Below are 19783 nucleotides of genomic sequence, written 5' to 3'. Positions count from 1 at the left end.
CATGCGCTCCGTGACGCTGCCGCGGTTCAGCCTGCAGGGCTGGCCGCGCGAGGACATCGCCGACCCGTACCCGGTGTACCGGCGCTACCGCGAGGCCGGTTCCGTGCACGAGGGTGCGGAGGACGGCCCGCGCACGTTCTACGTCTTCGGCTACGACGACGTGGTGAAGGTGTTGTCCGACCGGAACTTCGGACGGACGCGCTCCACTTCGGACGGTGTGCCGTCCGTGCCGGTTCCCGCGGAGTTCACCGCCCTGCGCACGGTCGTGGAGAACTGGCTCGTCTTCCTGGACCCGCCCGAGCACACCCGGCTGCGTTCCCCGTTGCAGAAGGAGTTCTCCGCCGGGGTGGTCACGGCGCTGCGGCCGCGGATCGCCCAGATCGCGCGGAACCTCCTCGCGCGGCTCGACGGACAGCGGCAGGTGGACCTCGTCGAGGGGTTCGCGGCACCGTTCCCGATCCTGGTGATCAGCGAACTGCTCGGGATCCCCGCCGACGACCGCGAGTGGCTGCGCGACCGGGCGGTCGTGTTGCAGGGAGCCAGTTCCACCCGGTCCGCGGGCGACAGGTTCACCAGGGCCGAGGTCGCCGCGCGGGAGCTGACGGACTACTTCCGCGACCAGGCCGCGAGCCGCGAGCCGGGCGACCAGGACCTCCTGGCGTTGCTGGTGGGCATCAGGCAGGACGGCGCCCCGCTGAGCACGGACCGCGTGGTGGGCACGTGCATCCATCTCATGACAGCGGGCCACGAGACGACGACCAACTCGCTGGCCAAGGCCGCACTGACTCTGCGCGCGCACCCGGACCTGCTCGCCGACCTGCGCGACTACCCCGAACTCGTGCCCACCGCCGTGGAAGAACTGCTGCGCCACGACCCGCCGGTGCAGGCGGTGACGCGATGGGCCCGCGAGGACACCGTCGTCGGTGGCGTGCCGGTTCCGGCCGGCAGCCGCGTGATCGCCTTGCTGGGCTCGGCGAACAGGGACGACGCCCGGTTCCCGCGACCGGACGCCGTGGACGTGCACCGGCCCGCCGACCGGCACCTCGGCTTCGGGATCGGCATCCACTACTGCCTCGGCGCGACCCTTGCCCGCGCCGAGCTGGAGATCGGACTGCACGCCCTGCTCGACGGGCTTCCCGGCTGGGAGAAGGCGGACCACCGGGTCGAGTACGCCGACGACATGGTCTTCCACGGTCCGGCCCGCCTGCTCCTCGACCTGTCCACCACCAGCCCGGGAGGGACGCACCCGTGACATCGCAGACCGACGCCGTCGGCGGCAAGTACGACCAGTTCGCAGAGGCCGGCACCACGGAGGCCCTGGGCGGCAACATCCACGCGGGCTACTGGGACCCCGGCGCCGAGGACGTCCCGATGGCCGTCGCGACCGACCGGCTGACCGACCTGGTCGCCGAGCGCCTCGCCCTGCAGCCCGGCCAGCGGGTGCTCGACGTGGGCTGTGGCAACGGTTTCCCCGCCATGCGCATCGCGCAGACCCACGACGTCCACGTCACCGGCATCACCGTGTCGCCGCAGGAGGTCACCAGGGCGACGGAGCTCGCGGCGGAGTCGGAGGTGGCGGACCGCGTCGCGTTCCAGCTCGCGGACGCCGCCGACCTGCCCGCCGATCTCGGCACGTTCGACGCGGTGTTCGCCATCGAGTCGTTGCTGCACCTGAACGACCAGACCCGCGCGTTGCAGCGGCTGCGCCGGTTCGTGCGGCCGGGAGGCCGGCTCGTCATCGCGGACCTGTGCCAGCGCGAGCCGTTCACCGGCGCCGGCGAGGAGGTGCTGGCCGGGATGGTCCGCACGCTGGAGATCGCCGGGATCAACTCCCCGCAGGAGCACCGGTCCGGTCTCGAACGCGCGGGCTGGCAGGTGCTCGACTTCGTCGACGTCGGCGAGAACGTGCGGGCGAGCTACGAGCACGCCGCCACGGCGTTCCGCGGGATCGCCGCCACGCTGCCCCCGTTCGCGGCCGAGGAGATCCTCACGGCGGCGAACCTCATGTCGGCGTTCGGGGAGAACCCGAGCAGCGGCTACGTCCTGATCACCGCACAACGGCTGTAGAAGGGGGTTCCTGCCATGACGCCCCACCTGAGCCTGCCCACCGCCATCCGCCCGCGCGGGTGGCCCGCCCACACCGACCGCGTCGCCCTGTCCGCCGCGACCCGTGAGGGCGCGCACATGCGCACCGCCGGCGTGCGCGCCTGGCTCGCGGAACGCCGTCAGGCCAACGTCCTGCGCGTCGACCGCGTCCCGTTCGCCGACCTCGACCAGTGGCACTTCGTGAAGTCCACCGGGGACCTCGTGCACGCGAGCGGCCGGTTCTTCGCGATCGAGGGCCTGCACGTGGTGGAGCACGACGGCCCGCACGGCGACGGCCCGTACCGCGAGTGGCAGCAGCCGGTCATCCGGCAACCCGAGGTCGGGATCCTCGGCATCCTGTGCAAGGAGATCGACGGCGTCCTGCACTTCCTGATGCAGGCCAAGATGGAGCCGGGCAACCCCAACCTGGTGCAGCTGTCCCCGACCGTGCAGGCGACCCGCAGCAACTACACCGGAGCGCACGGCGGTTCGGGCGTGAAGCTGCTGGAGCACTTCGTCGACCTCGACCGCGACCAGGTCGTCGTGGACGTGCTGCAGGCCGAGCAGGGGTCGTGGTTCTTCCGCAAGTCCAACCGCAACATGATCGTCGAGACGACCGCGGACATCCCCGAGGACGAGGACTTCCGCTGGCTCACGCTCGGCCAGATCGCGGAGCTGCTGCACGAGGACCTGACGGTGAACATGAACGCGCGCAGCGTTCTGTCCTGTCTTCCCTACTACGACACGAATCCCGGCGCGCTGCACTCCGACGTCCAGCTGCTGTCGTGGTTCACCGGCGAACGGGCGCGGCACGACATCCGGACCACGCGCATCCCGCTGGAGTCGGTGGAGGGCTGGAAGCGCGGGCCCGACGCCGTCGAGCACGAGGACGGCCGGTACTTCCAGGTCGTGGCAGTCGCCGTGCACGGCAGCAACCGCGAGCAGGTCAGCTGGACCCAGCCGCTGCTGAAGTCCGTCGACATGGGCGTGTCGGCGTTCCTGGTGCGCGACTTCGGTGGTGTGCGGCACGTGCTGGTGCACGCCCGTGCCGACGGCGGCTTCCTCGACACCGTCGAGCTGGCGCCCACGGTCCAGTGCACGCCGCGCAACTACGAGCACCTCCCGCACGACGAGCGCCCGCCGTTCCTCGACGTGGTGCTGCGGGCGGGGCGTTCGCGGATCCGGTACGAGGCGGTGCACTCCGAGGAGGGCGGCCGGTTCCTGAACACCAAGTGCCGTTACCTCATCGTCGAGGCCGACCCCTCGCTGGTGCCGTCCGAACCGCCGCGCGGCTTCGTCTGGGCCACGCCGGCGCAGCTCACGACGCTGGCCCGGCACGGGCACTACCTCAACGTGGAGGCGCGCACGCTGCTCGCGTGCATGAACGCCGCCTCCGCCTGGCCTCGGGGAGTGGTGTGACATGAAGAGGATCACCGTGCTCGGCGCTACGGGCTTCATCGGCTCGGCGGTGCTGAAGGCGTTGGCGCAGAAAGAAGTCCAGCTGCGGGCCGTGGCGCGCAAACCGGCCGTGGTCCCGCCGGGTCCCGCCGAGGTCGAGGTGGTGACCGCCGACCTGACCGACCGCGAGGCGCTCGCGAAGGCGGTCGACGGCTCGGACGCCGTGGTGTACCTGCTGCTCGGCGACGGCGGGTGGCGCGCGGCCGAGGAGGGTTCCGCCGAACGCGTCAACGTCGGCGTCATGCAGGACCTGCTCGACGTGCTGGGAGACAGCGGCACCGTGGTCGTCTACGGCGGCGCGGCCTCGCAGGTCGGTGTGCCGCAACGGGAACCGCTCGACGGCAGCGAGCCGGACAGGCCCGAGACCGCGTACGACCGGCAGAAGCTGCGCGCCGAACAGCTGCTGGAGAAGGCGACCGCGGCCGGCCGGGTGCGGGGCATCACCCTGCGGCTGCCCACCGTGTTCGGGGAGAGCGCACCGGGCGGTGGCGGCGATCGCGGTGTCGTGTCCGCGATGGCGCGCAGGGCGCTCGACGGCCAGCCGCTGACGATGTGGCACGACGGCACCGTGCGCCGCGACCTGGTCCACGTCGACGACATCGCCGCCGCGTTCGCCGCGGCGCTCGACCACCCCGACCAGCTCGCGGGCGGGCACTGGCTGCTCGGCGCGGGCAGGGGCGACGCGCTCGGCGACGTGTTCCGCCTGATCGCCGCCGTGACGTCCGACCACACCGGGGCGCCGCCGGTCGAGGTGACGTCGGTGCAGGCGCCCTCACACGCCCCCGTGACCGACTTCCGCAGCGTGACCATCGACTCCTCCGCGTTCAGGGCCGTCACCGGCTGGCGCCCGGAGATGCCGCTGGGGGAAGGGATCCACCGAACCGTAGAAGCACTGGCCCGAAAGGCTCACCCATGACCACGCGCGTTTGGGACTACCTCGCCGAATACCAGACCGAGCGGCTCGACATCCTGGCCGCGGTGGAGAAGGTGTTCGACTCCGGGCAACTCGTGCTCGGCGCGAGCGTGCAGGGGTTCGAGGAGGAGTTCGCGGCCTACCACGGACTTCCGCACGGCGTCGGCGTCGACAACGGCACCAACGCGATCACCCTCGCGTTGCAGGCCCTGGGAGTCGGGCCGGGCGACGAGGTGATCACGGTGTCGAACACCGCGGCGCCGACCGTCGTCGCGATCGACGCGGCGGGAGCCACGCCGGTCTTCGTCGACGTGCGCGAGGAGGACTTCCTCATGGACACGACGCAGATCGAGGCGAAGATCACCGACCGCACCCGCTGCATCGTGCCGGTCCACCTCTACGGGCAGTGCGTCGACATGGCCGCCGTGAAGACGATCGCGGACAAGCACGGGCTCAGCGTGCTGGAGGACTGCGCGCAGGCGCACGGTGCCCGTCAGCACGGCAGGATCGCCGGCTCGACGGGTGACGCGGCCGCGTTCTCCTTCTACCCCACCAAGGTCCTCGGCGCCTACGGTGACGGCGGCGCGGTGCTGACCCCGCACGACACCGTGGCCGCCCAGCTGCGCAGGCTGCGCTACTACGGCATGGACAAGATCTACTACACGGTCCAGACGCCGGCGCACAACAGTCGTCTCGACGAGGTCCAGGCGGAGATCCTGCGGCGCAAGCTGACGCGGCTCGACGCCTATGTGGACGGTCGAAGGGCTGTCGCGCAACGGTACGTGGAAGGTCTGCGGGACACCGACCTCAAGCTGCCGGCCACCACCGAGGGCAACGAGCACGTCTACTACGTCTACGTGGTCCGGCACCCGCGGCGCGACGACATCATCGAGCGCCTCAAGTCGTACGACATCCACCTGAACATCAGCTACCCGTGGCCCGCGCACACGATGAGCGGCTTCGCGCACCTCGCCGAGCGCACCGGCTCGCTGCCCGTCACCGAGGCGCTGGCCGGCGAGATCTTCTCGCTGCCGATGTACCCGTCGCTGTCGCCCGACGTGCAGGACAAGGTCGTCCACGCGCTGCGCGAAGTCCTGGCCGCACTCTGAGATCGCAGGAGCCCACATGAAGGTCCGCACGCTCGCAGTCGAAGGCGCCCTGGAGTTCAGCCCGCAGGTGTTCGGCGACGACCGGGGCCGGTTCCTGTCGCCGTTCCAGGAGGAGGCGTTCGCCCAGGCGCACGGCGCACCGCTCTTCCCGGTGCGGCAGACGAACCACAGCGTCTCCGCTCGCGGTGTGGTCCGCGGGATCCACTACACGACCACGCCGCCGGGGTGCGCCAAGTACGTCTACTGCGCGGCGGGGTCGGCGATCGACATCGTCGTCGACATCCGCGTCGGCTCGCCCACGTTCGGCAGGTGGGACGCCGTGCTGATGGACCAGGACCACCACCGCACCATGTACTTCCCGGTCGGCGTCGGCCACGCGTTCGTCGCGCTGCAGGACAACACCGTCATGTCGTACATGGTGTCGACGACCTACGTCGCGGCGAACGAACTGGCCCTCGACGTCCTCGACCCCGCGCTCGGCCTGCCGATCCCCCAGGACGTCCCGCCCATTCTGTCCGAAAGGGACGGTGTGGCGATTCGCCTAGCACAGGCCGCGGAGGAGGGCCTGCTGCCGGACTACGACGTCTGCCGGCGGATCGAGCAGGAACTCACGCAGACCGTCCCCTCCCTCTGACCCACCAGGAGAAGCTCGCCATGACCCAGACCTTGCCGCAGCCGCACGAAGTCGGCGCGCTCTACGACAAGCTGACCCTGAGCGCGATGCGCGACGGCAGCTTCAACACCAACGTGCACATCGGCTACTGGGACTCGCCGGAGTCCACCGCCACGATCGACGAGGCGATGGACGCGCTGACCGACGTGTTCATCGGGCACCTCAAGGTGAGCGAGAAGTCGCACGTGCTCGACCTGGGCTGCGGTGTGGGCGGCCCTGGCCTGCGGCTGGCGGACAAGACCGGCGCACGGGTCACCGGCGTCAGCATCAGCGCGGAGCAGATCAAGACCGCCAACAAGCTCTCGGCCGAGCGCGGTCTCGCCGCCAGGGCCGTGTTCGAGCACGCCGACGCGATGAACCTGCCGTTCGCCGACCAGTCGTTCGACGCGGTGATGGCGCTGGAGTCGATCTGCCACATCCCCGACCGCGACCAGGTCTTCCGCGAGATCTTCCGCGTCCTCAAGCCCGGCGGCCGGGTCGTGCTGACCGACATCTTCGACCGCTACCCGCGCAAGGAGGTGCGCAGCCCCGGCATCGACAAGTTCTGCCGCGACCTCATGTGCACCACGGCCGACATCGACGACTACGTCCCGATGCTGCACCGGGCGGGCCTGCGGCTGCACAACATCACCGACATCACCGAGCAGAGCACGCTGCGCCTGGCCGACGAGATCGAGAAGCTGGCCGGTTTCGACGAGCGGCCCGTGGCGATGGACGAGGGCAACTTCGAGTTCTCCGACGACGCGTTCAAGCCGGGCGACCTGACCGGTGCCGACGACTTCGGCTGCCTGCTGGCCGTGGCCGTCCGTCCCTGAACGCACTGAAGCGGCAGGGCGGTTCCGGCCGCCCTGCCCTCGTTTCCGACGAAGGGCGCGCACGCGATGACAGGCAACACTGAGCGGACCGACGTCCTGATCGCGGGTGGCGGCCCGGTCGGGATGGCACTGGCGATCGACCTGGCGCACCGCGGCATCGACTGCGTGGTGGCCGAGGCCGGCGACGGCGCGGTGCGCCACCCCAAGGTGAGCACGATCGGCCCCCGGTCGATGGAACTGTTCCGGCGCTGGGGACTCGCGGACGCGATCCGCGGCGCGGGGTGGCCTGCGGACCACCCGCTCGACATCGCCTGGGTCACCAAGATCGGCGGGTACGAGCTGCACCGCTACCGCCGGGGCACCGCCGCCGACCGGCCGGTGTTCCAGCACACCCCCGAACCCGACCAGATCTGCCCGGCGCACTGGCTCAACCCCGTGCTGGCCAGGGCGACCGGGGCACCGTTGCGGCTGCGGACCTCGCTCAGCGACGTGACGCAGACCGGCGACCACGTGCACGCCGTGCTGACCGATCTGGAAACCGGCGCGAAGACGGAGGTCCAGGCCCGGTACCTGGTCGCGTGCGACGGCGCGTCGTCCCCGATCCGGCAGGCGTGCGGCATCGACTCCCCTGCGCGCTTCCAGCCCCAGATCTTCCGCAACATCCTGTTCCGCGCCCCGGAACTGCGGGCAAAGCTCGGTGCCGACACCGCGCTGGTGCACTTCCTCGTCCGCTCGCCCGTGCTGCGCTTCCCGTTGCGCTCACTGGACGGCGACGCGTTGTTCAACATGGTGGTCGGCGTCCAGGACGAGTCCGCGGAGAGGACAGACGCGCTGGAGCTGATCCGCGACGCCATCGCGTTCGACACCCCGGTCGAGGTGCTCAGCGACGGCGACTGGCACCTCACGCACCGCGTCGCCGACCGCTACCGGCACGGCAGGGTGTTCCTCGCGGGCGACTCCGCGCACACCCTGTCCCCCTCCGGCGGTTTCGGCCTGAACACCGGCATCGCCGACGCGGCCGACCTCGGCTGGAAGATCGCCGCCACGCTCGGCGGCTGGGCGGGACCGGGCCTGCTCGACAGCTACGAGGCCGAGCGCAGGCCGATCGCCGAGGCGAGCCTGAACGAGGCGAACGTGAACCTGCGGCGCACGATGGACCGCGAGGTGCCGCAGGACATCGACCTCGACAGCCCCGGCGGCGAAGGAGCCCGCAGGGCCATGGCCGAACGGCTAGCCTCCAGCGGCGCGCACCGGGAGTTCGACGCGCCGGAGATCCACTTCGGACTCCGCTACCGGTCGCCGGTGATCGTCGACGATCCCGGCCAGTCCGAGGAGATCACCGTGCCGGACGCGGCCTGGCGTCCCGGCGGTGAACCGGGCAGGCGGGCGGCACACGCGTGGTGGGACAGCACGACGTCGACGCTCGACCTCTTCGGCGACGGCTTCGTCCTGCTCCGGTTCGCCGAGGACGAACGGCTTGCGGGCTTCCAGGCCGCGTTCGCCGCACGTGGCGTGCCGCTGACCGTCCACGGCGGAGCGGAAGACCTGGTCAAGCTCTACGAGCGGTCGTTCGTCCTGGTCCGGCCGGACGGTCACGTCGCGTGGCGGGGCGACGCCCTGCCGGACGACCCGGCCACCCTCGTGGACACGGTGCGCGGGGCGAACGGGTGAGGGAACCGCTGGAGGCGCTCGCACCGGAGTGGATGCGGTGCCCGACGCCCAGCCGCGCGCCGAGGTCGCCAAGGCGATGGTGATGAGCGAGGGCGAGGAGCACCCGGACCCGGCAGCTGCACGCGAGGTTCTTCGCGCCCGCAAGGTCCCGGACTGGGGTGAGCGGGTCGCGAAGCTCGCCGGGGCGCTGCTGGACGACCTGGACGGGCCCGTCGTCCTGCACCCCGCCGGCCAGGAGCAACGAGATGACGCGGACCCACGAAGGACCTCCGGCGGACGACGCGGTCAGCCGGATGCTCGTGCTGCTGCGCTCGGCGCACCTGCTGCGCGCGGCGGTGCTGCTCGACCTCGCGGACGTGCTGGAGGACGAGCCCTCTCCGCGGCGGACCTCGCCGCGCGCACGGGCACCGATTCCGGCGTGCTCAGCAGGCTGCTGGCGGCCTTGGCGAGCACCGGTGTGTTCGCACCGACCGATGACGGTCGGTACGCGCACACGGCGCTCTCGCGGACGATGTGCTCCACGCACCCGGTGGGCCGCATCCTCACCCAGGACCTCAAGAACGACGCCTCGTGGCAGGCCTGGAGCAACCTGGCGGCCGCCACGAAGGAGGGCCGCGGCCCGTTCGCGGTCGTGCACAGCACCGACTTCTACAGCTACGTCAGCGAGCACGACCCCGAGCAGGCCGCCGACTTCCACCAGGCGATGAGCAACGCGACCGAGGAGGACAACGGCGACGTGATCGCCGCGCTGGGCCTGCCCGCGACCGGCCTCGTGGTCGACGTCGGTGGCGGCCGAGGCGCGCTGCTGAGGGACGTCCTGCGCGCCCGCCCTGAGCTGCACGGCGTGCTGTTCGACGTGGAGGGGGTCATCGCCGACGCCCTGCCCGAGCTGGTCAGCGACCCGCTCGCGTCGCGCTGCGAGACCGTCGCCGGGGACGCGCTGACCGCCGTTCCCGAGGGCGCGGACCTCTACCTGCTGCGGTTCGTCCTGCACAACTGGGGTGACGAGGACTGCGTGCGGATCCTTCGGTCCTGTGCGCGCCGCCCGGCCCGGTTCGCCCGACGCGTACACCGCGATGGCCGACATGGGCATGTTCGTGCTGTTCGGCAGCCAAGAGCGCGCACCGAGGCCGAGTACGCGGGCCTGTTCGAACGGGCCGGGCTGGAGTACCGCGCGTCGACGGCGACTGATTCGCTGTACCTGTTCGAAGCGGTCGCACGCTAGAAACGCGACGAGGGGCGCGCTCCAGGCCGGAGCGCGCCCCTCGTCGTCTGTCGTCTAGAGCGAGGAGATGAGGCGCTCCACGCGCTCGTCGACCGCCCGGAACGGGTCCTTGCACAGCACCGTGCGCTGCGCCTGGTCGTTCAGCTTCAGGTGCACCCAGTCGACGGTGAAGTCGCGACCGGCGGCCTGCGCGGCGGCGATGAAGTCACCGCGCAGCTTGGCCCGCGTGGTCTGCGGCGGGGTGTCCTTGGCGGCCTCGATCTCGCCGTCGTCGGTCACCCGCTCGACCTGGCCCTTGCGCTGCAGCAGGTCGAAGATGCCCCGGCCGCGGCGGATGTCGTGGTAGGCGAGGTCGAGCTGGGCGATGCGCGGGTTCGACAGGTCCATGTTGTGCTTGGCCATGTACCGCTCCATCAGGCGGTTCTTGATGGCCCAGTCGATCTCGCGGTCGATCTTGGTGAGGTCCTGCGACTCGACGGCGTCGAGCGTGCGGCCCCACAGTTCGAGGACGCGGTCGGCCATGGGGTCCGGCGAGCGCTTGGCGCAGTGCTCGACGGCCTTCTCGAAGTACTCGCGCTGGATGTCGAGCGCCGAGGCCTCCTTGCCGCCCGCCAGGCGCACCGTGCGGCGGCCCGTCAGGTCGTGGGAGATCTCGCGGATCGCGCGGATCGGGTTGTCCAGCGAGAAGTCCCGGAACTGGACGCCCTGCTCGATCATCTCCAGCACCAGGTTCGCGCTGCCGACCTTCAGCAGCGTCGTCACCTCGGACATGTTCGAGTCGCCGACGATGACGTGCAGGCGCCGGTAGCGCTCGGCGTCGGCGTGCGGCTCGTCGCGGGTGTTGATGATCGGGCGGGACCTGGTCGTCGCCGACGACACGCCCTCCCAGATGTGCTCGGCGCGCTGCGAGAGGCAGTACACGGCGCCGCGCGGGGTCTGCAGCACCTTGCCGGCGCCGCAGATCAGCTGGCGGGTGACGAGGAACGGCAGCAGCACGTCCGCGATGCGGGAGAACTCGCCGGCCCGTGCGACCAGGTAGTTCTCGTGGCAGCCGTAGGAGTTGCCCGCCGAGTCGGTGTTGTTCTTGAACAGGAAGATGTCGCCGCCGATGCCCTCGTCGGCGAGCCTGCGCTCGGCGTCGACGAGCAGGTCCTCGAGGATCCGCTCACCCGCCTTGTCGTGCGTGACGAGCTGGGCCAGGTCGTCGCACTCGGCCGTGGCGTACTCCGGGTGAGAGCCGACGTCCAGGTAGAGCCGGGAGCCGTTGCGCAGGAAGACGTTGGAAGAACGCCCCCAGGAGACGACCCGGCGGAACAAGTACCGCGCGACCTCGTCCGGGGACAGACGACGCTGCCCGTGGAAGGTGCAGGTCACCCCGAATTCTGTCTCAATGCCGAAGATCCGCCGCTGCATCCCTCAACAGTAGGCGACTTCACGGCGGAGCAGGGTGATCCGTTCGGGCGGCACGCCGGTTGCGGTTTAGTGTCGGAGGTGTGTGGAAACGGGTCAGCGCTCTCGACAAGAAGCTCATGGGCTCCTCGGCCGGACTGCCTCCGAGCAGGCTCGACAGGGGTTTGAAGAGGCTTTCGAAAGCCGCCAACCACAGCGTGCTGTGGTTCGTCATCGCGGCAATTCTGGCAACGGGGAAAGGGCCGTTCCGGCGTGGCGCGCTGAGAGGGCTCGCGGCCATCGCCGGGGCCTCTGCCAGCGCGAACCTGGTCGGGAAGTCACTTTTCCCGCGCCGCCGCCCCGCCGCGGATCTGATCGGGATGGACCGCCGCCTGTCCAAACGTCCGACGTCGTCGTCATTCCCGTCCGGTCACTCCGCGTCAGCGGCCGCTTTCGCCACGGCCGTGGCCATGGAATCGCCCAGAGCGGGCGTTGTGGTGGCGCCGATCGCCGCCGCCGTGGCTTATTCACGCGTGCACACGGGCGTTCATTGGCCGTCGGATGTCGCGGCAGGCGCGGCCGTCGGTGTCGGTGCCGCGTTCCTGACGCGCCGGTGGTGGCCGCTCGGGATGAACGAGCCCGCGTCGGCCTACGAGCACGCAGACCTGACGTCGCTGCAGGACGGCGACGGCCTGGTCGTGGTCGTCAACCCGTTCTCCGGGTTCGGCCCCGACCCGACGCCGCTGATCACGGAGGAGTGGCCGAAGGCGCAGGTCGTGTCGGTCGAGGAGCTCGACGACCTGCCCGACGCGAAGGCGCTGGGCGTGGCCGGCGGTGACGGGACCGTCGCCGCGGTGGCCGCCGTGGCCGCCGAGCGCGACCTGCCGATGGTGCTCATCCCGTCCGGCACGCTGAACCACTTCGCGCGGGACGTGGGCATCACCGGGCTGCACGACACGGCGCAGGCGGTAGCCGACGGCGTGGGCGTGCGGGTCGACCTGGCGCAGGTCAACGACCAGTGGTTCGTGAACACGGCCTCGCTGGGCGGCTACCCGGACATGGTGCGGATCCGCGAGAAGCTGGAGAAGCGCTGGGGCAAGTGGCCGGCGGCGGCGATCGCGATGTTCCGCGTCCTGCAGCGCGCCAAGCCGCTGCACATGACCATCGACGGCGACAAGCACCTGGTGTGGATGCTGTTCGTGGGCAACGGCCCGTACCGGCCGAAGGGCTTCGCGCCGACCATGCGCCCGCGCCTGGACGACGGCCTGCTCGACGTCCGGTACGTCCGGGCGGACCGGAAGTACTCGCGGACCAGGTTCTTCCTGGGCGCGCTGCTCGGCGCCCTGGAGCACTCGCGCATGTACAAGCACTTCGAGGTGGCCTCGCTGAACGTCGAGGTGCACGGCGCGCCCATCTCGATCGCGACCGACGGCGAGGTCCGCGAGCGGGCCAACCACTTCAAGTTCCGTTCGCGGGCGGCGGCCCTGGGCATCTACCGCCCCTGACCACCGGCGCCGACCCGTACCGCAGCTCAGCGGTACGGGTCGGTGATCTCACCGAGCATCTCCAGCGCCTCCCGCAACTGCGCCATGCGGCGCCTGCCGAGGTGCCGCTCCCACTCCGCCTCGATCTTGGCCAGCTCCGCGTTCGCGACGGGCACAGCCCCCAGCGCCTTCTCGGTGACCTTCACGAGCCGCGCCCGGCCGTCCGCCGGATCGGGCACCCGTTCGACGTACCCGGCCTTCACGAGCTGGTCCACCAGGAACCCGGCGGTCTGCTTGGTCACCTGAGCCGCCTCGGCGAGCTCCGTGAGCCGCGACCCGTCCGCGCCGACGCGCATGAAGACCCGCGCCTGCGCCTGCGTCACCTCGAAGCCCGCCGCGTTGACCGCCGCCAGCACGCGGTTCTCCACGTCGCGGTTCGGGATGAAGAGCAGCAGCCCGATGTTCACTCGCACGGCCCCCTTGTTCTGGTCAGATCCTCTGACTAAAGTAGTCAGCCTCTCGAACTAAATCAAGGGAGCCCGGCCATGGACGAGACGAGAACCTGGCAGACGATCGACTCCGAACGCGCGGCCACGGCGGACCTGCTCACCGGCCTCACCGACGAGCAGTGGTCACACCCGTCGCTGTGCGCGGGCTGGACGGTGCGCGAGGTGGCCGCCCACCTGTCGCTGGCACACCGCATCAAGGCAGGCACGGCGTTCAGGGCGTTCGTGCGGGCCCGCGGCAGCTTCAACCGCATGGTCGACCAGACCGCACGAGACGAGGCACGCAGACCACCCGCCGACCTCGTCGCGGAACTGCGCGGCGCCGTCGGACTCCACCGCCTGGCCCCCGGCCAGACACTGAAGAACGCGCTGATGGACACGTTGGTCCACACCCAGGACATCGCCGTGCCGCTGGGCATCGAGCGCCACATGCCCCTGGACGCCGCCGTGGTCGCGGCCGACGACCTGTGGCGCATGGGTTTCCCGTTCCACGCGCGCCGCCGCCTCGCCGGACACCGGCTGGTCGCCACCGACACCGACTGGGCCGCCGGCGAGGGCGCCGAGATCAGCGGGCCGATCGAGGCGCTGGTCATGCTGCTCGCCGGGCGCACCGCGACGATCCCGCGTCTCACCGGCATCACGGCCTGAGCCCACGGCCCGAGGTCGCGGCCCACCCACGGCGTCACGCCCCGACTTCGCGCCCTCCCGGCATCACACCCGAGTTCGCGCCCCCCAGCCGGTCACACCCGAACTCGCGCTCTCCCGGCATCACCCCCCGAGCTCGCGCACCATCCTCCGGCACACGTGCACCCGCTCGAACCGCTGGCGCATCTCGGCTTCCCGCTCGATCCGGGCGTGCAGGAACGCTCCCACCGGCTCCAGCCCGTACTTCGCGCTCAGCACCGTGCCGACCTCGGCGGGCGACGCGTACACCTGCAGATACCGGCAGTCCTCGACGAACCCGTTGCGCGCGAACCACTTCAGCGCCGGCTCGTCCTCGCGCGTCCACGCGTCGACCCGGCGCACACCGCACCGCTCCAGCCGCCGCACGGCCTCAGCCAGCAACGCCGTTGCGATCCCCCGCCCCCGGTGGTCCGGGTGCACGACGACGGTCTCGACCGTCGCCTCCTCCCCCGGCACCGACACGTCGAGCACGCCGGTCACCCCACCACCGGCTACCCCACCACCAGCCACCCCACTACAGGCCACCTCACCACCGGCCACCCCGCCACAGGTCACCTCACCGCCGACCGCGACGAGTTCCAGGTCGGCGCGGCGCTTGGCCGGCCAGACGTCGTCGTAGCAGGTCGTTCCCAGCAACCCGAGCACCCGGCAGCGCAGCCACGACGGCTCGTCCGCCTGCTCGTAGTCGCGGACCTCCTGCCGTCCCGGATCACGGCGCACCTCGGGTCTCTCCCACGCCCCCAGCAAGCTCAGCCTTCCCGTTCTCCCGCGCGCGGCGCCGACCACGCTTCCCCACCTCGCCTCGTCCACCCGGCACCCACCAGGGTTCCGGATGCAAGCCCGGCTCGCACGCGTGTTTCGCCGTCACCGTTTGCCAGGAACATACTCGGTATGCATACTCAGTAGGTATGTCGGTCAAACACGGTCTGCTCGCGCTGCTGGAGCGCGGGCCCATGTACGGCTACCAGCTGCGAGTGGCGTTCGACTCGGCCACCGGCGGCACGTGGCCGTTGAACATCGGGCAGGTCTACACGACGTTGTCGCGCCTGGAGCGCGACGACCTGGTGGCCGCGCTGCCCGAGAACGAGGGCCAGCGGCCCTACGAGATCACCACGACGGGCCGCGCCGAGCTGAAGAAGTGGTTCGCCACGCCCGTGCAGCGCGGCGACCGGCCGCGCGACGAGGTGGCGATCAAGCTCGCCCTGGCGATCACCACACCGGGCGTCGACGTCGCCAAGGTCGTGATGACCCAGCGCACGGCCACGATGCGCACGTTGCAGGAGTACACGCGGCTCAAGACCCAGCCGGGCGACCTGCCGTGGCTGCTGGTGCTCGACGCGATGATCTTCCAGGCCGAGGCCGAGCTGCGCTGGCTCGACCACTGCGAGTCGAGCCTGCTGCGCTACGAACCGCGGCCCGCACCCGAGACGACGGACATCGAGGTGCCGAGATGACCGCGCTTGAGTTACGCGACGTCCACCGGATCCACGGCACCGGCGAGACGGCGGTCACCGCCCTCAACGGCATCTCCCTCACCGTCGCCCCCGGCGAGCTCGTCGCCGTCATGGGCCCGTCCGGGTCCGGCAAGTCGACGCTGCTGAACCTCTGCGGCGGCCTCGACAGCCCGACGAGCGGCCAGGTGCTGGTCGACGGCACGAGCCTGCAGTCGTTGTCCCGCAAGCAGCTCGCCGCCTGGCGCCGCAAGCGGATCGGGTACGTCTTCCAGGACCTCAACCTCATCGCGAGCCTCACCGCCGCCGAGAACGTCGCGCTCCCTCTCGATCTCGACGGCGTCCGCAAGTCCCGCCAGCAGGCCGAGAAGGCACTGTCCGAAGTGGACCTGGACGGCTACGCCGACCGGTTCCCCGACGAGATGTCCGGCGGCCAGCAGCAGCGCGTCGCCATCGCCCGCGCCCTGATCGGCGAGCGCCGCCTCGTGCTGGCCGACGAACCGACCGGCGCCCTCGACTCCCGCACCGGCGAGACGGTGCTGCGCCTGCTCCGCTCCAAAGTGGACTCCGGAGCCGCCGCCGTCCTCGTCACGCACGACGCCCGCCACGCCGCCTGGGCGGACCGCGTGGTCTTCCTGCGCGACGGCGTCGTCGTCGACGTCTCGTCCCGCGACCAGCCAGAAGAACTGCTGAGCACGCCGTGAGCGGATGGCGCGCAGCACTGCGCATCGCCTCGCGGGAGGCCCGCCGGTCCGCCGGCCGTTCGGCGCTGGTCATCGCCCTCATCGCGGTCCCGGTGGCCGCGCTGACGTTCACCGCGACCGTCCACGACTCCACCACCCTCACCCCGGACGAGGACGCCGCCCGCCGCATGGGCGCCGCCGAGGCCCTGGTCAGCTGGCCGTACCGCGGCCCGGTCATCCAGCAACCGACCAGGGACTTCGCGATCCCGACCACGAACACCGAAGGCGCGGCCCCGTCCGAGGAACGCCTCCGCGCCCTGCTCCCCGGCACCGAATTGGTCCCGGTCGAACGCGGCGGCGTCAACATCCGCACCACGGCGGGCGTCGGCCGCGCGGGAGTCCGCATGCTCGACCTGAACAACCCGCTCACCCACGGCATGATCACCGTGCTGGAGGGCCGTCCCGCCACCACCGGCAGCGAGATCGCGTTGTCCCGCAAGGCGATGGACCGCACCGGCGCCACGCTGGGCGGCAGCCTCACCACCGAGGACGACCGCACGTTCACCGTCGTCGGCGTGATCGAGGAACCGGACCGGCTCGACAACACGACCGTCGTCGCGCTGCCCGGCACGTTCGAGCAGACCGACCGCTCCTGGCTGGTGACGACACCGCTGCCGTGGTCGAAGGTCAAGGAGCTCAACAAGTCCGGCGTCGCGGCCCTCTCCCGCGCCGTGTTCCGCGATCTCCCACCCGCCTCCGAGCAGTACCCGGAGTTCCCCGACTCCAACCAACTGGGCGCCGAGATCCTCGTCCTGGTGGCGGGCCTGGCCGTGCTGGAGATGGCACTGCTGGCGGGCTCGGCGATGGCCGTGGGCACCCGCCGCCGCAAACGCGACCTGGCCCTGGTGGCGGCGGTCGGCGGCTCCCCCGCGCACGTCCGCCGCATCGTCCTGGCGGACGGCGTGGTCATGGGCACGCTGGCCGCACTGGGCGGGGTGGTCCTCGGCGTCGCGACCGCGGCCGCCGCCCGCCCGTTGGTCGAATGGCTCCTGGCAGAACGCTTCGGCGCCCAGCGCTTCTTCCCGTCCGCACTGGCCGCCCTGGCACTGCTGGCGATCGTCACCGGCGTGCTGGCCGCGCTCGTCCCGGCGTGGATCTCGTCCCGCCAGGACGTGGTGACGGCCCTGGCAGGCAGACGAGGCATCACCCGCTCCCGCCGCCGCTGGCTGGTCCTGGGCCTCACGCTCGTCGCGGCGGGCGTGGCCGTGGGCGTCCTCAGCGCGATCCAGATGTGGTTCGTCGGCATCCTGATCGCCCTGATCCTCACCGAGGTGGGCCTGGTCCTCTGCACCCCGTCGCTGCTGGGCCTGCTCGCGAAGGCAGGCCGCTGGCTCCCGGTGGCACTGCGCATCGCCCTGCGCGACGCCTCCCGCAACCGCACGGCGGCGGCCCCCGCGATCTCGGCGGTCATGGCCGCGGTCATCGGCGCGGTGGCCGTCAGCGTCATGCTGACCTCCCAGGCCGAGCAGGAGGCGGGCCAGCTGGCGGGAAACATGGGCGACGTCAGCGTCTTCCGCCTGGACGACCTCTCGAAACCCGGCACCACCCCCATCCCCGCCGCGGTGGCCAACGCCATCCGCAACACCACCCCGGCAGCCGAAACCCACGAGCTCAAGCTCCCCGCGTGCGACGGCGGCCAGTGCTTCGCCCACATCCGCCCACCGGCGGACCGCGAATGCCCGTACACACACGACGTCCTGCGCAGAGAACCCACAGAAGCAGAACAGGCGTCCGCCCTCACCGACACCCGCTGCGCCGGCGTGGGCAAGACCCACCGCTACTACGGCACCTACACCACCCCGGACGGCTTCCTCGTCGTCGCGAAGCCAGAAGCCGTCCAGTCCCTGCTCCACCTGACCCCGGAGGACGTACCAGCGGCCCAACAGGCACTCCGCGACGGCAAGATCGTCGTCAACAACCCCGCCCTGCTCTCCAACGGCAAGGTCCTTCTCGCCACCGGCCCGCAGGCCACCACGATCCCGGCCCCAGGCCACGCCACACCACAACGCCACCCGGCCCCGTTGGCCGTGATGACTGAGGAAACCGCACACGCCCTGGGCTTCGGCGTGTCCACGTTCATCACGTACGCCACCACGACCCGCATGCCCACAGAACAAGAACAGGACGCCCTGACAGCAGCCCTCGGCGGCGAGTACGAGGTGCACGTGGACCGTCCAACGGAGTCCGACGTACAACAGGCCCTGAGCATCCTCGGCCTGGTGGCAGGCCTGATCACCCTGGCGGCCGCGGCCCTGGCCACTGGCCTGGCAGCAGCAGACGGCCGAAGAGACCTGACGACCCTCGCGGCGGTGGGCGCCACCCCGACCCTCCGCAAACTCCTGTCCCTCAGCCAGGCAGGCGTGATCGCGGGCCTGGGCGGCCTCCTGGGCACAGCGGCAGGCGCAGCCTCAGCCCTAGCACTGCTAGCCGCCCTCAACGTCGGCTACGCGAACATCTGGCCCCAACCAGAACTGAACCCGCTGACCATCCCGTGGCCGAACATGGCGATCTCACTACTGCTGGTCCCAGCGGTGGCCATGCTGGGCGCGGCCCTCTTCACCAGATCCCGCCTCCCGATCGAACGACGCGAATAGGCTGCACAGATGACGACCTTCGTGATAGCGCACGGCGGAGGCGACGTGGGCTGGTCGTGGCACCTGGTAGTACAAGCCTTGCAGGCCAAGGGCCACACAGCAGTCGCCCCCGACCTCCCGATCGAAGACGAGGACAAGGACCTGACGGACTGGGCCACCACCCTCATCGAGGCCCTCCCGTCCACAGAGGACGTGGTGGTGGTCGGCCACTCTTTCGGCGGCTTCCCGGCCCCACTGGCAGCAGAACGCCTCAACGCCTCAGCACTGGTCCTGGTGTCAGCCATGATCCCGAGCCCAGGCGAGGCACCGGGCGACTGGTGGGACAACACGGGCTACGAGGACCCAGGCCTGGAGGACGCGTTCTTCCACGACGTCCCACCAGACCTGGCAGCGGAGGCGCAGAAACGGGAACGAGGCATGGCCGAGGCCCCGATGGCGAAGCCGTGGCCCCTGAGCAAGTGGCCAGACGTGCCAACGCACTTCATCCTGTGCACAGAGGACCGCTTCTTCACCCCGGCCTTCATGCGCAAGGTGATCGCAGACCGCCTGGACGGCGTGGTGCCGGTGGAGCTGGCGGCGGGCCACTGCGCCTCACTGAGCAAACCGGACGAACTGGCAACCCTGCTGGCGGCGTACGCACGCTGACGCAAGGGTCCCCTTCGCAGGAAGGTCCCCCGCGACCCAACGTACAGAGCAGGTCTGACACTCCGGCAGGGCGAAACGAAGGCAAGCGGTCGGGGATCGCGCGATGCCGGAGGCGAGCCGCATGATCGGTGCGATGCCGGAGGCGAGTCGCATGATCGGTGCGATGCCGAAGGCGAGTCGCATGATCGGTGCGATGCCGCAGGCGAGCCGTCCTTAGCAAGCTGGCCAGGCGGTGGGGTCCCATCACGAGTCGCGCCATAGCTCTTGCTGCACCTGGTCAGGGGTGTCAAGCGGACACGCTTTTCGTCCGCTTGACACCCCTGACCAGGTGTGGCCCG

18 protein-coding genes are annotated in these 19783 nt (G+C 70.8%); 15 read left to right on the top strand and 3 right to left on the bottom strand.

The genetic code is table 11. The annotated features are described in order from the left end of the window. Position 1: 1 nt before the first annotated feature. The 9 genes from ACFWN2_RS07610 (at position 2) to ACFWN2_RS07570 (ending at position 9949) form a co-directional block, all read left to right on the top strand. A complete protein-coding gene (locus ACFWN2_RS07610; protein WP_382425646.1) occupies positions 2-1252 on the top strand; it encodes a cytochrome P450 in 1251 nt (416 codons plus the stop codon). Further along, positions 1249-2067: an SAM-dependent methyltransferase gene (locus ACFWN2_RS07605; protein WP_382425644.1), complete on the top strand. Its 819-nt coding sequence runs from the start codon at positions 1249-1251 to the stop codon at positions 2065-2067. The genes ACFWN2_RS07610 and ACFWN2_RS07605 overlap by 4 nt, the downstream gene beginning before the upstream one ends. A 15-nt stretch (positions 2068-2082) precedes the next feature. Next, the gene (locus ACFWN2_RS07600; protein WP_382425642.1) at positions 2083-3504 is read left to right on the top strand and encodes an NDP-hexose 2,3-dehydratase family protein; all 1422 of its coding nucleotides are present in this window, start codon (positions 2083-2085) and stop codon (positions 3502-3504) included. A 1-nt stretch (position 3505) separates the two neighbouring features. After that, positions 3506-4459 carry an NAD-dependent epimerase/dehydratase family protein gene (locus tag ACFWN2_RS07595; protein WP_382425640.1) on the top strand — a complete coding sequence of 318 codons (954 nt, stop codon included), beginning with the start codon at positions 3506-3508 and terminating at the stop codon, positions 4457-4459. Then, positions 4456-5565: a DegT/DnrJ/EryC1/StrS family aminotransferase gene (locus tag ACFWN2_RS07590; protein WP_382425638.1), complete on the top strand. Its 1110-nt coding sequence runs from the start codon at positions 4456-4458 to the stop codon at positions 5563-5565. Before ACFWN2_RS07595 ends, ACFWN2_RS07590 begins: the two co-directional genes overlap by 4 nt. 16 nt (positions 5566-5581) lie before the next feature. After that, positions 5582-6199, top strand: coding sequence for a dTDP-4-dehydrorhamnose 3,5-epimerase family protein (locus ACFWN2_RS07585; protein WP_382425636.1), 618 nt, complete (start codon positions 5582-5584; stop codon positions 6197-6199). Between the two features lie 20 nt (positions 6200-6219). After that, a complete protein-coding gene (locus ACFWN2_RS07580; RefSeq protein ID WP_382425634.1) occupies positions 6220-7053 on the top strand; it encodes an SAM-dependent methyltransferase in 834 nt (277 codons plus the stop codon). A gap of 66 nt (positions 7054-7119) precedes the next feature. After that, entirely contained in the window at positions 7120-8724 is a 1605-nt protein-coding gene (locus ACFWN2_RS07575; protein ID WP_382425633.1) for an FAD-dependent monooxygenase, read from the top strand. A gap of 37 nt (positions 8725-8761) precedes the next feature. Then, a complete protein-coding gene (locus ACFWN2_RS07570) occupies positions 8762-9949 on the top strand; it encodes a methyltransferase (RefSeq protein ID WP_382425632.1) in 1188 nt (395 codons plus the stop codon). A gap of 54 nt (positions 9950-10003) precedes the next feature. Here ACFWN2_RS07570 and pafA read toward each other — a convergent pair whose 3' ends face one another. Further along, positions 10004-11362, bottom strand: coding sequence for a Pup--protein ligase (pafA, locus tag ACFWN2_RS07565; RefSeq protein WP_382425630.1), 1359 nt, complete (start codon positions 11360-11362; stop codon positions 10004-10006). A gap of 116 nt (positions 11363-11478) precedes the next feature. On the opposite strand from pafA, the gene ACFWN2_RS07560 reads away from it, so the two are divergent. Beyond that, a complete protein-coding gene (locus tag ACFWN2_RS07560; protein WP_382427409.1) occupies positions 11479-12843 on the top strand; it encodes a bifunctional phosphatase PAP2/diacylglycerol kinase family protein in 1365 nt (454 codons plus the stop codon). A gap of 26 nt (positions 12844-12869) precedes the next feature. Here the strand turns inward: ACFWN2_RS07560 and ACFWN2_RS07555 are convergent, their stop codons facing one another. After that, entirely contained in the window at positions 12870-13295 is a 426-nt protein-coding gene (locus ACFWN2_RS07555) for a MarR family winged helix-turn-helix transcriptional regulator (protein ID WP_382425628.1), read from the bottom strand. 72 nt (positions 13296-13367) lie between these two features. Here ACFWN2_RS07555 and ACFWN2_RS07550 point away from each other — a divergent pair, with 72 nt between their 5' ends. Then, positions 13368-13976 carry a maleylpyruvate isomerase family mycothiol-dependent enzyme gene (locus tag ACFWN2_RS07550; protein WP_382425627.1) on the top strand — a complete coding sequence of 203 codons (609 nt, stop codon included), beginning with the start codon at positions 13368-13370 and terminating at the stop codon, positions 13974-13976. Positions 13977-14096: 120 nt separating this feature from the next. On the opposite strand, the gene ACFWN2_RS07545 is transcribed toward ACFWN2_RS07550, so the two are convergent. Beyond that, entirely contained in the window at positions 14097-14732 is a 636-nt protein-coding gene (locus tag ACFWN2_RS07545) for a GNAT family N-acetyltransferase (RefSeq protein WP_382425626.1), read from the bottom strand. A 188-nt stretch (positions 14733-14920) separates the two neighbouring features. On the opposite strand from ACFWN2_RS07545, the gene ACFWN2_RS07540 reads away from it, so the two are divergent. From ACFWN2_RS07540 to ACFWN2_RS07525, 4 genes are read left to right on the top strand one after another with little or no spacing between them, the layout of a single operon-like run. Next, positions 14921-15466: a PadR family transcriptional regulator gene (locus ACFWN2_RS07540; RefSeq protein ID WP_382425625.1), complete on the top strand. Its 546-nt coding sequence runs from the start codon at positions 14921-14923 to the stop codon at positions 15464-15466. Beyond that, positions 15463-16167 carry an ABC transporter ATP-binding protein gene (locus ACFWN2_RS07535; RefSeq protein ID WP_382425624.1) on the top strand — a complete coding sequence of 235 codons (705 nt, stop codon included), beginning with the start codon at positions 15463-15465 and terminating at the stop codon, positions 16165-16167. Before ACFWN2_RS07540 ends, ACFWN2_RS07535 begins: the two co-directional genes overlap by 4 nt. Then, complete coding sequence (locus ACFWN2_RS07530) at positions 16164-18800, top strand: FtsX-like permease family protein (RefSeq protein WP_382425623.1); 2637 nt, start codon at positions 16164-16166, stop codon at positions 18798-18800. Before ACFWN2_RS07535 ends, ACFWN2_RS07530 begins: the two co-directional genes overlap by 4 nt. A gap of 9 nt (positions 18801-18809) precedes the next feature. Next, positions 18810-19445, top strand: a complete 636-nt coding sequence (locus tag ACFWN2_RS07525) for an alpha/beta fold hydrolase (protein ID WP_382425621.1) — start codon at positions 18810-18812, stop codon at positions 19443-19445. Positions 19446-19783 lie beyond the last annotated feature (338 nt).

Origin of the sequence: Lentzea sp. NPDC058436, from assembly GCF_042721515.1 — a bacterium.
GTDB lineage: Bacteria > Actinomycetota > Actinomycetes > Mycobacteriales > Pseudonocardiaceae > Lentzea.
This window is presented reverse-complemented; position numbering and strand designations above follow the sequence as displayed.

Excerpts from the sequence above, each read along its gene's own strand:
- ACFWN2_RS07525 (WP_382425621.1), top strand. The coding sequence starts at position 18,810 with ATGACGACCTTCGTGATAGCGCACGGCGGAGGCGACGTGGGCTGGTCG.
- ACFWN2_RS07610 (WP_382425646.1), top strand. The coding sequence starts at position 2 with ATGCGCTCCGTGACGCTGCCGCGGTTCAGCCTGCAGGGCTGGCCGCGC.
- pafA (WP_382425630.1), bottom strand. The coding sequence starts at position 11,362 with ATGCAGCGGCGGATCTTCGGCATTGAGACAGAATTCGGGGTGACCTGC.
- ACFWN2_RS07585 (WP_382425636.1), top strand. The coding sequence starts at position 5,582 with ATGAAGGTCCGCACGCTCGCAGTCGAAGGCGCCCTGGAGTTCAGCCCG.
- ACFWN2_RS07600 (WP_382425642.1), top strand. The coding sequence starts at position 2,083 with ATGACGCCCCACCTGAGCCTGCCCACCGCCATCCGCCCGCGCGGGTGG.
- ACFWN2_RS07540 (WP_382425625.1), top strand. The coding sequence starts at position 14,921 with ATGTCGGTCAAACACGGTCTGCTCGCGCTGCTGGAGCGCGGGCCCATG.
- ACFWN2_RS07580 (WP_382425634.1), top strand. The coding sequence starts at position 6,220 with ATGACCCAGACCTTGCCGCAGCCGCACGAAGTCGGCGCGCTCTACGAC.
- ACFWN2_RS07535 (WP_382425624.1), top strand. The coding sequence starts at position 15,463 with ATGACCGCGCTTGAGTTACGCGACGTCCACCGGATCCACGGCACCGGC.
- ACFWN2_RS07595 (WP_382425640.1), top strand. The coding sequence starts at position 3,506 with ATGAAGAGGATCACCGTGCTCGGCGCTACGGGCTTCATCGGCTCGGCG.
- ACFWN2_RS07575 (WP_382425633.1), top strand. The coding sequence starts at position 7,120 with ATGACAGGCAACACTGAGCGGACCGACGTCCTGATCGCGGGTGGCGGC.
- ACFWN2_RS07590 (WP_382425638.1), top strand. The coding sequence starts at position 4,456 with ATGACCACGCGCGTTTGGGACTACCTCGCCGAATACCAGACCGAGCGG.
- ACFWN2_RS07550 (WP_382425627.1), top strand. The coding sequence starts at position 13,368 with ATGGACGAGACGAGAACCTGGCAGACGATCGACTCCGAACGCGCGGCC.
- ACFWN2_RS07560 (WP_382427409.1), top strand. The coding sequence starts at position 11,479 with ATGGGCTCCTCGGCCGGACTGCCTCCGAGCAGGCTCGACAGGGGTTTG.